Genomic DNA, 12298 nt, shown 5'->3' on the forward strand with positions numbered 1-12298 from the left:
ACTGCCCGCGGCGCGCCCCCGGAGCGGCCACCACCTCCCATCGAACCATCGGGGCCGAAGCCGGCGATAGTCGGTCCCAGAAGTTCACCCGGCGAGAGGCACCTTCCCGCGCGCCGAACCCCGACGATCACCGCCAGGTGTGCGTTACTGTCGCGCCATGAACCGTCCCGGCACCGACCTCGACCCTGCGCAGACCGAGCGCGCGGACCGGACCCCGGTGACCGCCTACGACCCGACCCGGCTGACGTACCGGTGGACGCCCGAGGTCGACGCGTTCCGGCACCAGCTGGACCGTGACCTCCAGCTCCTGGTCGTGTGGTCGGGCGGCCGTGAGCACGAGCGGGAGATCCTCGATCTCGTCGCCGCCGACTTCACGGTGCTCGCGCAGGTCGAGGTGCGGTGGAGCGCCGAGAAGATGGTCAACAACTTCGAGCGCCTCTACGGGCAGACGCTCTGGGGGACGTCGCCCAAGCACGAGGAGGTCGGGGACGGCCCGTTCCTCCTGCTGGTCCTCGAGGACCACGCGCCGGCCTACTCCTACCGGCAGAACGTCTCGGGCTACGTCGAGCTCACCAACGTCAACATCGCCCGGGTCAAGCGGGCCGCGCGCGACCTCACGGGTGGGTACCGGATCCACTCGAGCAACAACGTCCGCGAGTTCTTCCGGGACGCGACCCTGATCCTGGGGGTCGACCGGCTGGCCGAGGTCCTGGCGAAGGAGGCTCCCGTCGAGGAGATCTCGGTCCTGGCCGAGGACCTCGTGGGCAGCGACGGGTGGGAGAGCCTCGACGCGCTCTTCCGGGTCCTGCGGCACACCTCCGAGTACGTGGTCCTGCGCAACTTCGAGGACCTGCCCGGGACACTCGAGGACGACCGTGAGATCGACGTCCTGTGCCGGGACCAGACCGACCTCGCGGCCGTGCTGAACGCGACCGAGGTGTATCCGGGGCCCGAGGGCGCGCAGTTCCGCACGTCGGTCGGAGGCGAGGAGGTCTTCTTCGACACCCGCTACGTGGGCGACGGATATCTCGACACAGAGTGGCAGCGCGAGATCCTCGCCCGCCGCGAGTGGCACGACACCCTGGTGGCCGTCCCCCGTCACGACGACCACCTCTTCTCCCTGCTCTACCACGCGAAGGTGCAGAAGCCGGCCGTCAAGCCCGCCTACGTGACCCGGTTGGCAGACCTCGCGCTCCAGGTCGGCCTGCCCGAGGAGACCGCCCGCAACCTCACGGACGACGCGGTCGCCGCCTCGCTGCTCGACGGCTACCTGGCGGGTCACGACTTCACGGTCCCTCTGCCCGTCGACCCCGCGGTGCACCGGAACGTCGCGTTCCTCGAGCGCTTCCGCCTCACGGTGCTCGCCGACCCTCCGCTCAAGGTCGCGACCGCGGAGATCTGGCAGTCCGCGAAGCGCAGCCGGGCCGCGCGGACCCTCGGCAGGTCGCGCGTCGTCCGTGGTGCGTACCACCGTCTGCGCTCGGCGTTCCACGCCCTGAAGGATCGTCTGTCCTGACCGCCACCGGGCGAGCCGCGCGGATTTCGCCCGCTCACCCGGCCCCTCGACGTGGACCCCGCCGAGCGCTCCCGGCTACCGTTGCCGTCATCGATCGTGGGGGTCCGCGACCGCAACCCGAGTCGAGGAGTCGTCATGAGCATTCCTGCCGTCCAGGAAGAAGGGCCGCCGCCGCGCTCGTTCGTGCACCGCGTCGTCGACCGTGCGCGGATGGTGTACATCTTCGGCAGCCCCGTGGGTGCGACGTTCGTGAAGGCCACGGACCGCTCGGTGACCGTCTACACCTCGCACCAGGGACGGCCCACGGTCTCCAAGTACTTCGCCCGCACGCGGGTCGGCAGGGACGCGTTCCTCGCGGAGAAGGTCACCGGAGACCTGTTCGGTCACCGGCCGTGGCGCATGCCCGTGGTCAGGTGGCACAAGCGAGGATTCACCGTGCCACGGCTGCCCGACGACGCGCGGCTCGACGTCGCCGGACAGCAGCTCTCGCGCGAGGAGCGCGTCGCGCTCGGGGCCTGGACCCTGGACGTGCTGCTCGAGATCTACCTCACCGGAAACCTGCACGGCGACCTGCAGCCGCACAACATCTGGTTGCTCGACGGCCGGCCCGTCGTGACCGACTTCGAGACGTTCGGGCCGCGGACCCCTGGCATCCCCTTCCTGGACTCCGGGGACATCACGGGCAACGACCCCCTCCCTCGGGACCGGAGCCTCGACCCGGCGTTCGACCCGGAGGACGACTGGTCCTTCCACCACATGCTCGGTGTGACCCTCGCGGACGCAGTCGACGCGCTCCGGCCCCAGCTCGTCGCCGCGAGCGCGACCTCCCCCGATGCGCGCGCGAAGCTCGAGGCGCTCGACGGGGTCCGGACCTGACACCTCACCGTCGTCGCGCCCGTCCCGTAGCATTCGCAGCACCGCCACCAGCACGTCCGCAGGCGCCGTCCGTGTCCTGGACGACCAGAGAGGGTCAGACCATGGCCGAGTCCCGGCAAGGCGCAGGCCGCGCCACCACCCGCCGTCCGCCACGCGGGATCGTGGTCCGCCGCCGCGACATCGAGAGCACCCCGCCACCCGTGGGCGGTCGCTTCGCCGAGGTCGCCTACACCCGCCTGCCGCTTCCCCGTCTCGCGACCCGCGCCCTGGGGACGTTCTGCGTCAACACGGCTGACCGCGTCGTCTCGATCACGTACGACGACGGCCCGCACCCCGAGCACACGCCTCGTCTCCTCGACCTGCTCGCCTCCCGCGGCGCGACCGCGACGTTCTTCGCTCTCGCCCGACAGGTCCGGGCGCACCCGGAGATCGCCCGACGCATCGTCGCGGAGGGGCACGAGCTGGCCCTCCACGGACAGGACCACAGGTCGCTGCTGACGATGGGCGACGCCGAGGCCGTGCGGTACGTGCGTGACGCGAAGGACGAGGTCGAGTCCCTCGTCTCCGCACCGCTCGTCTCGTTCCGTCCCCCGTACGGGGCGCACACGGTCCGCCAGGCCCACGGCATCGCCGGCCTGGGGCTCGACGTCCTGATCTGGTCCGGGGACGCGTTCGACTGGGTCGACGACGAGGAGACCCGCATCGCCGACCGCGCGCTGTCCACGATCTTCCCGGGGAGCATGCTCCTCCTCCACGACGACCGCGGCGACCCGGAGACGCTCGCCGAGGACGAGGTCTTCCCGGACTTCGACCGTGCGGAGGTTCTCGGGCTCGTGCTGGACCGCCTGTCCGCGGACGGCTATCGGACCATGACGGCTCACGAGCTCGTGTCCGGCTACCAGCCCGTGATGAGCATGGCCCGCGAGAGGATGCGAACGTCGTGAGCGCACACCCCGGCGAGAGGGATCGCCCCGAGCTCTCGGTCGTCATCCCCGCGTACGACGCCGAGTCGACCCTCGGGGTCCAGCTGGGCGCGCTGCTCGCGCAACGCCCTGCCTGGCCCTGGGAGGTGATCGTGAGCGACAACGGGTCGAACGACGGCACCCGGCGGCTCGTCCAGGAGTGGACCGCGCGCATGCCCGAGCTGAGGCTGGTCGACGCGTCCGCCCGCCGCGGCCCGAGCGCCGCGCGCAACATCGCCGTCGCCCAGGCGAGGGCGTCAGCGCTCGCGTTCTGCGACGCCGACGACATGGTCGCGGACGGCTGGGTCGAGGCGGTCCACCGAGCGCTCGGCGAGCACGAGTTCGTCGCGGGCCCCTTCGAGGGCGCACGGCTCAACAGGGACCTGAAGTCGTCGGTGACCTGGACCGCGCAGACCGACCGGTTGACCGTCAAGCCCGGGCTGGAGCAGTTCGTGACCGCGGGCTCGGGGAACATGGGCGTGCGCAAGGCCGTCTTCGACGAGGTGGGCGGGTTCTTCGAGGGGGCGCGGACGGCAGAGGACGACGACTTCTGCATCAGGGTCCAGCTCGCGGGGCACGACCTGGTGTTCGTCCCGGACGTCGTCCTGCACGTCCGGCGACGGGACGGCCTGCGGAACATCGCCCGCCAGTCCTTCGCGTACGGCGCCGGAGAGCGCTGGCTGAGCGTGCGGTACTCGCTGCTCCTCGGGGACGCGTCGAGCGAGCCCAGCGACCCGTCGTCGTCGGACGCGGACGCTGCCCCCGCTGCGGGGGACGCCCCGTCCACCCGTTCACGGGGCGGCGGCGCCGCGGACCGCCTCGCTGCCCTCGTACGTCGAGGACGCACGATCGTCGTGCGCGGCGTCGGGTTCGTCGGCAAGGCGTTCCGCAAGGCGTCCACGGTGCGGCGCCCCGGCGACCTGTCCGACCTGGTCTGGAGGCTGAGCTGGAGTGCAGGGTGGCGGTTCGGGCACGTCCCGCCGGCCCCGCCGATCGTCCCGCCCGCGCACTGGAACGGGGGGCGCTCCTAGCGCTCCCGGTCCACCAGCCGCCGCACGCGTTCGCGCGCCCAGTCGACCGGCGCCGTCGGCGCGAACCTCGCCGCCCACACGACGTGCCCGACCGCCGCCCCGAACCGGCGGTCCGACAGGTCGGCCCGCGCCGCGCGCGCCGCGCTCCACGCCGCGAACCGGTCGTTGGCACGCAACCGGTCACGGTAGGCGGCGTCGAGATCCGTCCTGCCGGCAGATCGCGCGAGCGAGCGGCGGGCGCGCAGGATCACGCGTATCCCGGCCGCCAGGTCGCGGTAGGCCCGCGTCGTGTTGCCGGGGTGGTACCGGTAGTCGACCAGGATGGCGTCGACGAAGACGAACGGACCGAGCGTCGCGGCCGCGAGGACCAGGTCGAGGTCCTCGCCCTGGCGGTACGCCGGGTCGAACCCGCCCACGGCGTCGAACGCGCTCCGGCGCATCATGAGGTTCGGCAGCATGATGCCGGTCCGCCCCCGGACCACGTCGCGCGCGTCGCGAGCCGCGCGCTGGTCCGCTGCCACGACCTGCTCCCCCGCGGGGTCGATCGTGCGCATCGCGCAGTACCCGACCACGGCGTCGGGGCGGCCCACCAGCGCCTCGACGGTCAGCCGCACCCGGTCGGGGTGCCAGCGGTCGTCGTCGTCGAGGAACACGAGCAGGTCGCCGCGCGAACGCTGGACCCCCGCGTTGCGCGCGGCGGACACCCCTGACGGCTCGAGGCGCAGGACCGTCCCGAGCCCGGCCGACGCGACGAGCCCCTGGATCTCGGTCGGGTCGGGCGATCCGTCGTCGATCACGAGGAGCTCGACGTGCGGGTACGTCTGCGCAGCGACCGAGGCCAGCGCCTCGGCCAGGAAGGGACCACCACGGTTGGTGGCGAGCACGACGCTCACCAGGGGTTCGTCGGCGGCTCGGTCGGGCACAGGGCTCCTCAGGACGATCTGGGTGAATTCGGTGGGACGACAGGGGGAGCGGCCTCCTGCTGGGGGACAATCTCCCACATGAGGATCCTCCGCGTCTCGCACAGCGCAGTCGTCGACGCGTGGCGCGAGCGCGAGCGGGCTCTGCGCGCGCTGGGTCTCGACGTGCGCCTCGTGTCCGCGCGTTCGTGGGACGAGGCCGGGACCACGGTCCCGCTGCGTCCCCGACCGGGCGAGCCCGTCCGAGGCGTCCGCACCGCGGGCACCCACCCCGCGCTCTTCGTGTACGCCCCCGGCCCCCTCTGGCGTGCGCTGGGCGAGTCCTGGGACGTGCTGGACGTCCACGAGGAGCCGTTCGCCCTGGCGACGGCCGAGATCCTCGCCCTGCGCTGGCTCCGCGCACACCTGCCCGGCCGGTCCTGGCGCCCCGCGCCGCCCTACGTCCTGTACTCGGCGCAGAACATCTCGAAGCGCTATCCCTGGCCCTTCCGGGCCTTCGAGCGCGCCGCGTTGCGCGGCGCCGCGGCCGTCTCGGTCTGCAACGAGGCCGCCGCACGCATCGTGCGCGCCAAGGGCGCACGGGGGGTCGTGGAGGTCGTCCCGCTGGGCGTGGACCTCTCGGTGTTCTCGCCTGCCCCCTCTCCCGCCACCCCGTCCGACGGCGTCGCGTCCGTCCCCGCTCCCCGTCACCCGGGCCGCGACTCGGCAGGCCCCCATGCCCCGGGGGATTCCCCTGCGGGTCTCGTGCGGGTGGGCTACGCGGGCCGCCTGGCCCCGCACAAGGGCGTCGACGTGCTCCTCACGGCGGTCGAGGGCGACGAGCGGCTGCACCTGACGCTCGCCGGCGACGGCCCCTCGGCCCCGGCACTGCGCGAGCGGGCTCGGCCGCTCGGTGACCGGGTGCGGTTCGTCGGCCCGCTCACCGGCGACGACCTGGTCTCGTTCTACCGCGCCCTCGACGTCCTGGCCGTGCCCTCGCTCGACACCCTCGGGTGGATCGAGCAGTTCGGCCGGGTCGCCGTCGAGGCCATGGCCTGCGGCGTCCCGGTCGTCGCGAGCGACTCGGGCGCACTGCCCGACGTGGTCGGCGGCGCCGGTCTCCTGGTCCCTCCCGGCGACCCCGTCGCCCTGCACGACGCCCTCGTGCGCGTCGCCGACGAGCCGGGCCTGGCCGACTCCCTCCGACGTCGAGGCGCGGCCCGCGCGGCCACGTGCGCGTGGCCCGAGGTCGCCCGCCGCTACCGGGCGATCTACGAGGAGGCCACGGCGCGCTCGTCCCCTCCCGTCGGCACCACGCGACGTGACGCTGACGCCCAGGGCGGCCCGGCGCCGTCGGGCAGCACGGAGCGGCCCGCTCCCGAGGTGGTCCTGGTCGCCTACGGCTCCCCCGACCTGGTCCGCGACGCGCTGGCCCCGCTCGTGGGGAAGCTCTCGCTCACGGTCGTCGACAACTCGTCGCTGCCGACGATCCAGGAGGTCGCCGAGCTCGCCGGCGCGCGCTACCTCGACCCCGGGCGCAACGGCGGCTTCGCCGCCGGGGTCAACCACGGGATCCGGCACCGCCAGGTCCCCGGGGCCGACGTCCTGCTGCTCAACCCCGACGCCGTCGTGACCCCCGAGGACGTCCTGACGCTCCAGGCCCGGCTCCACGAGGCTCCGGACCTTGCGAGCGTCGGGCCGGCCCAGGTCGACGGGGACGGCGAGAGCGCGCGCGTCGTGTGGCCCTACCCGTCGCCAGCCGGGACCTGGGTCGAGGCCGTGGGCCTCGGTTCGCTGCGCCGCGCTCCCGCCGACCGGTCCTTCGTCATCGGGTCCGTGCTGCTGCTGCGGGCCGACGCGCTCGAGGAGGTCGGGCTCTTCGACGAGAACTTCTTCCTCTACGCCGAGGAGACCGACTGGGCCTACCGTGCGACCCTCCTGGGGCGGCGGCACCTGGCCGTCCCCGAGGTGCAGGCGCTGCACCTCGGCGGGGCCACGAGCAGCGACCCCACGCGCCGCGAGACGCACTTCCACGCGTCCCAGGAGAGATACCTGCGCAAGCACTTCGGCGCGGTGGGATGGCAGCTCGCGCGCACGGGAGTGCTCGCAGGATCGGTCGCCCGGAGCGTCGCCCTGCGGGGCGAGGGACGCGCCGCTGCACGTCGTCGGGTCTCGCTGTACCTCCGCGGTCCGCTGCGTGCGGAGGCCGCGGTGGTGCGCGCCCGCCCCTCTCCGGAGCTGTCGTCGTGATCCGTCGCTCCGCCGCCTGGGCCGCCGGGTCGGTCGCCGTCGCCGCCGTGCTGGTCGGGGTGGGCTTCCTCGTGCCGGGATACAGCGCGATCGCCGTCGCGGTCGCCGCGCTCGTGCTCGTGGTCGGGATGACGATCTACGAGCCCGCCGCCCTCCCGATCCTCGCCATGCCCGCCATGGTGGTCGTCGAACGCGTCGGTGGTGACGCGGTCAACCTCTCCCTCAGCGACTTCGCTCTCTTCGGTGCCTTCTGGTTCGCCCTCTTCTTCGCCCAGCGACCGCTCTCACGCCCCATGCGCTCGCTCCTGTGGCTCTCCGCGCTCTACCAGGTGGCGACGCTCTTCACGGTCATCGCCAACCCGTACACCGCGAACACCGTCGAGTGGTTCCACGCCTGGCTCTCGGTCGGCGGCGCTCTCCTGGTCGGATGGGCGGTCGGCCGGGCGGGGCGCGCCCGGCTCGGGCTGACGCTGTTCATGATCCCCTGCCTCGTGATCGCGGCACTGACGTGCGTCACCGCTCTCCAGCAGCTCGCGGCCGGCAACACCGGTCCCGTGTACCTCGAGATCCCGTTCGCGATGCACAAGAACTTCATCGGCTGCGTGCTCGGGAGCGCCGCGCTCCTGGCCTATGCCCGTCCGTGGTGGGTCGGATGGCCCAAGATGTTCACCTTCCCGGCGTTCTGGCTGTGCGGGCTCGGGGTCCTGGCATCGCAGTCACGCCAGGCCCTGATCGGCCTGGCGATCGGCGTCGTCCTCATCACGCTGCGCTCCGACCCCGACCGCAAGCGCTCCAAGCTCATCCTGCTGGCCGCGATCCCCGCGGTCTACTTCGTGTGGACCGCGGTCCAGGAACAGCTCGCGTCCAAGGACCAGTTCAACTCCGCCTACCAGCGACTGACCTGGTACGAGCAGGCGATCGACGTGTGGGAGCGCAGCCCCTGGGTGGGTGTCGGGCTGCGCTGGTGGGTCGCGAACCGGACGGAGTACACCTTCCAGCCCCCGAACGCCGAGCTCGAGGTCCTCACGTCGGCCGGGATCGTCGGGGTCGTCGCGTTCCTCGTCCTGTTCTTCGGGTCGCTCGTCGTGCTGTGGCGCATGAACCCCCGCTTCGGGACGCTCGCGTTCTCGGTCCTCCTCATGCGCTTCATCCAAGGGCAGTTCGACCTCTTCTGGGTCTCGGTCCAGGTGTCGGTGCCGTTCCTCATCGTCGGTGTCTGCGTAGGGGCTGACGCCTACGCAGAGTCGCGACGGGCAGCGCGCGTCGAGACCGGAGCCGCGCTCCCGGTCGACGACCTGCGTTCCGTCGAGGAGATGATCGACGCCGCCGGCACGGCGAGGAGCATGGCGCTCAGCACCCCCGACCCGAAGGAACCGTCCTCGTGAGAGTTCTCCATGTCGTGCAGTCCGACGCCTTCGCAGGTGTCGAGCGGCACGTCGCACGGCTGGCACGGGCCCAGTCCGCCCACGGTGACCAGGTCGTGGTCATCGGTGGTCACCGTGCACGGATGGTCGAGACCATCGACGACGCGTCGGTGCGGGTCCTGCCCGCCGGGTCCCTGCGCCAGGTCGTCCGGACGCTCCGAGCAGCCTCGCGCGGCGCGGACGTCGTGCACGTCCACATGACCTCGGCCGAGATCGCCGCGGCCCTGGGGTCCGTCACCTCCCGGGGCCTGCCGCCGGTCGTCTCGACCCGGCACTTCGCCCGGACCCGCGGCAGCGGACCTGCCGCCGGGCTCACCGCCCTGGTCGCCCGCGCGCCCGTCCGTGCGCAGATCTCCATCAGCCAGTACGTCGCCGACCACGTCGACGGCGACAGCGTCGTCGTCCACCCCGGCATCGACGACCGGCCTGACGGGCCGAGCGCGGCCGACAGGGAGAGGTCCGTCCTGCTCGTCCAGCGCCTCGAGCCCGAGAAGCGCACCGACCTCGGAGTCCTCGCCTTCTCGGCGTCCGGACTTCACGAGCGGGGGTGGCGGCTCCTCGTGGCGGGCGACGGGTCACAGCGGCCCGCGCTCGAGGAGCTCGTCGCGCACGAGGGGCTCGGTGGGCACGTCCAGCTCCTCGGCCCCCGATCGGACGTCGACGAGCTCATGCGCAGCGCTGCCGTCCTGCTCGCACCGTGCCCCGTCGAGGGACTCGGGCTCAGCGTCCTCGAGGCGATGTCGAACGGCCTGCCCGTCGTGGCCGCCGGAGCCGGTGGCCACCTGGAGACTCTCGCAGGGCTCGACCCCCTCGCCCTCTACCCACCCACCGACGTGGTGCGCGCAGGCGAGAGCCTGTCGGTGCTCGCGGCATCGACAGCGCGGCGGGACGCGTACGGCACGGCCGCCCGCGCCGTCCAGCGGGCCCGCTTCACCCCCCTCGCGCAGGTCGAGGGCACCACTGCCGTCTACCGCACGGTGCTCCAGGCCCCCCGACCATGACGTCCGACCCCCAGGAGCGACCCGACATGACCAGCACGGCAGACCACACGGTCCACGAGCTCGTCGTGATCTCGCTCGAGAGCTGGGACATCGTGTGGCGCCGCAACCAGTACCTCGTGACCGAGCTGCTGCGCGGCGACCCGCGTCTGCGGGTCCTCTTCGTCGAGCCAGCAGCAGACCCGCTCCACGAGGTGCGGCGGGGGTTCCGCCCGCGTCCCGGGACGGGACTGCGACGCGCGGACCCCCTCGAGGGCGTCGGCCTGGACCAGCTCTGGCTCTACCAGCCGACCAAGATCCTTCCCCGCCGGATCGACCCGCGGGTCGACTCCCGGCTCGCCGGACTCGTCCGCCGTGCGGCGCGGAAGGTCGGCCTCGGGCATCCCGTCCTGTGGGTCAACGATCCCGCGGCCGCGACGCTCGTCCAGGAGACCGACTGGCCTTCGCTGTACGACGTGACCGACGACTGGTTGGCGGCCGACCGGGCACCCGAGATCCGCCGCCGACTGCTCGCGGACGAGACCCTGCTGCTCGCCACGTGCGACGAGGTGACGGTCTGCTCCCCCCACCTGGCCGCGACCAAGGGCACCGAGCGAGACGTCACCCTCATCACGAACGGCGTCGACGTCGCGCGATACCGGCGACCCCAGCGACGCCCGCAGGACCTGCCCCAGGGACCCGTCGCGCTCTATCTCGGGACCGTCCACCGCGACCGCTTCGACCTCGACCTCGTCCGCCGGACGGCGCTCGCGACCCGCAGCGCCGGGAGCGTGGTCGTGGTCGGTCCGGTCCTCGACCTCACGGGCCAGGAGTACGAAGCCCTGGCGACGGCCGGGGTCCGGATTCTCGGGGCCCGGGCGTGGACGGACGTACCGGCCTACCTCCAGCACGCGACCGTGCTGCTCGTCCCGCACATCGTCGACGACTTCACGGACAGCCTCGACCCGCTCAAGCTGTACGAGTACCGCGCGGTCGGACGCCCCGTGCTGGCGACCCCCGTCGCCGGGTTCCGCGACGCGCTGGACCCACGCGTCACGGTCGCCGACCCCGAGGGCTATCCCGGAGCGGTCCTCGCAGCCCTCACGGCGACCGCCACGACGGACGTCCACCAGGACGACGACATCCCGACCTGGGAGGCGCAGGGTCAGGCGATGCGTGCGGTCATCGAGCGCGCCCGGCGGCTCTCAGCCAGACCTCGCTGACGACCTCCGCGGTCCGTGCCGCCGAGTACCGGCGTCGCGCGACGACCGCTGCACGTACCGCCCGGTCGCGTGCCTCCCCCGGAGAATCCAGGACTGCGAGGATTCCTTGCGCCAACGACTCCTCGTCGCCCGGCTCGACGAGGAGTCCGAGCGCCGGCGCGCCCGGCGGGCCGGCGAGGATCTCCACGACGCCGCCCGCCCGTGCGGCCACCACGGGGACCTCGCGGATCATCGCCTCGACCACGACCTGCCCGAACGGCTCCGGGACGGGCGAGGCGTGCACGCACACGTCGAAGCCATCGAGCTCGGTCGACGGGTCCGCGACGAAGCCGACCCACGTGACGTGGTCCGCGACTCCGAGCCGCTCCGCCTCGGCGCGGACCTGGTCGGCGTACTCCTCGGCACCGAAGCTGGGCTCGCCGACGACACGGAAGACGGCGTCCGGATGCCGGTCCAGCACGGTCCGCGCGGCCCTCACCAGCTCCAGCTGCCCCTTGGTCCGGCTGATGCGTCCGATCATTCCCACGACGGGCCCGCTGCGCCCGGCAGGGAGCGGGGGACGTGGACCGGCGAGGTCCTGCCCGGCCCCGAACCCCGGGTAGGCCACGGTCGTCTCGACCGGGAGCGTCGACGCCGTGGCCTCGGAGTTCACGATCACGGCGTCGGGGAACCTCGCTGCCGCCCACCGGAAGACGCGCGCGACCCGCGACGGCAGGTAGTCGTCGGCGATCCTGTCGTGCACGTGCCAGACCAGCGCAGACCGCGCCCACCTGGCGGGCACGACGCCCAGCAGGTCCGCCTTGAGGGACGTCGTGTGGACCACATCGGGCCGAAGGTCTCGGACACGTCGAGCGAGGGCCCAGCTGAACGGGACGAGCCGGAGCAGCGAGACGAGCTGTGAGAGGCTCGCCCGCCCCACCGACTCCCTGCTCGTCGTCGCCGTCCGCCGGTCGAGCGAGAGCACCTCGGTCGCCACACCGGCGGCGCGCAGCCGCTCGACCAGCGGCCCGTCGGAGAAGAGCAGGACGCGGACGTCGACCTCGGGCCCAAGAGCGTGGCAGAGCCGGACGAGTGCGAGCTCGGCCCCGCCGAGCTCGCCCGTGTGATCGAGGACCAGGACGCGCATCGGTCGATCAGCGC

Annotated in this window: 10 protein-coding genes; 8 read left to right on the top strand and 2 right to left on the bottom strand. The window is 72.9% G+C overall.

Features of this window, described 5'->3' with window-relative positions:
* Nucleotides 1–157: 157 nt before the first annotated feature.
* The 4 genes from ACIPWA_RS06450 to ACIPWA_RS06465 all read left to right on the top strand — a co-directional run bounded on the left by ACIPWA_RS06450 (nucleotide 158) and on the right by ACIPWA_RS06465 (nucleotide 4385).
* On the top strand, nucleotides 158–1516 hold the full coding sequence (locus ACIPWA_RS06450) for a hypothetical protein (protein ID WP_400288906.1): 1359 nt from the start codon (nucleotides 158–160) through the stop codon (nucleotides 1514–1516).
* 135 nt (nucleotides 1517–1651) lie between these two features.
* Nucleotides 1652–2392: a BUD32 family EKC/KEOPS complex subunit gene (locus ACIPWA_RS06455; protein ID WP_400288908.1), complete on the top strand. Its 741-nt coding sequence runs from the start codon at nucleotides 1652–1654 to the stop codon at nucleotides 2390–2392.
* Nucleotides 2393–2493: 101 nt separating this feature from the next.
* On the top strand, nucleotides 2494–3336 hold the full coding sequence (locus ACIPWA_RS06460) for a polysaccharide deacetylase family protein (protein ID WP_400288910.1): 843 nt from the start codon (nucleotides 2494–2496) through the stop codon (nucleotides 3334–3336).
* Entirely contained in the window at nucleotides 3333–4385 is a 1053-nt protein-coding gene (locus tag ACIPWA_RS06465) for a glycosyltransferase family 2 protein (protein ID WP_400288914.1), read from the top strand. Before ACIPWA_RS06460 ends, ACIPWA_RS06465 begins: the two co-directional genes overlap by 4 nt.
* On the opposite strand, the gene ACIPWA_RS06470 is transcribed toward ACIPWA_RS06465, so the two are convergent.
* Nucleotides 4382–5308 carry a glycosyltransferase family 2 protein gene (locus tag ACIPWA_RS06470; protein ID WP_400288916.1) on the bottom strand — a complete coding sequence of 309 codons (927 nt, stop codon included), beginning with the start codon at nucleotides 5306–5308 and terminating at the stop codon, nucleotides 4382–4384. The genes ACIPWA_RS06465 and ACIPWA_RS06470 overlap by 4 nt on opposite strands.
* 78 nt (nucleotides 5309–5386) lie before the next feature.
* On the opposite strand from ACIPWA_RS06470, the gene ACIPWA_RS06475 reads away from it, so the two are divergent.
* The 4 genes from ACIPWA_RS06475 to ACIPWA_RS06490 are packed head-to-tail and all read left to right on the top strand — an operon-like array spanning nucleotide 5387 to nucleotide 11158.
* Nucleotides 5387–7534: a glycosyltransferase gene (locus ACIPWA_RS06475; protein ID WP_400288919.1), complete on the top strand. Its 2148-nt coding sequence runs from the start codon at nucleotides 5387–5389 to the stop codon at nucleotides 7532–7534.
* Entirely contained in the window at nucleotides 7531–8919 is a 1389-nt protein-coding gene (locus ACIPWA_RS06480; RefSeq protein ID WP_068624301.1) for an O-antigen ligase family protein, read from the top strand. The genes ACIPWA_RS06475 and ACIPWA_RS06480 overlap by 4 nt, the downstream gene beginning before the upstream one ends.
* A complete protein-coding gene (locus tag ACIPWA_RS06485; RefSeq protein ID WP_400288921.1) occupies nucleotides 8916–9959 on the top strand; it encodes a glycosyltransferase family 4 protein in 1044 nt (347 codons plus the stop codon). The genes ACIPWA_RS06480 and ACIPWA_RS06485 overlap by 4 nt, the downstream gene beginning before the upstream one ends.
* Nucleotides 9960–9985: 26 nt before the next feature.
* Complete coding sequence (locus ACIPWA_RS06490; RefSeq protein ID WP_400288923.1) at nucleotides 9986–11158, top strand: glycosyltransferase; 1173 nt, start codon at nucleotides 9986–9988, stop codon at nucleotides 11156–11158.
* Here the strand turns inward: ACIPWA_RS06490 and ACIPWA_RS06495 are convergent.
* Nucleotides 11118–12284 carry a glycosyltransferase gene (locus tag ACIPWA_RS06495; protein WP_400288924.1) on the bottom strand — a complete coding sequence of 389 codons (1167 nt, stop codon included), beginning with the start codon at nucleotides 12282–12284 and terminating at the stop codon, nucleotides 11118–11120. The genes ACIPWA_RS06490 and ACIPWA_RS06495 overlap by 41 nt on opposite strands.
* Nucleotides 12285–12298: the final 14 nt, after the last annotated feature.

It is taken from the genome of Oerskovia enterophila (genome assembly GCF_044748475.1).
Taxonomy (GTDB): domain Bacteria; phylum Actinomycetota; class Actinomycetes; order Actinomycetales; family Cellulomonadaceae; genus Oerskovia; species Oerskovia enterophila.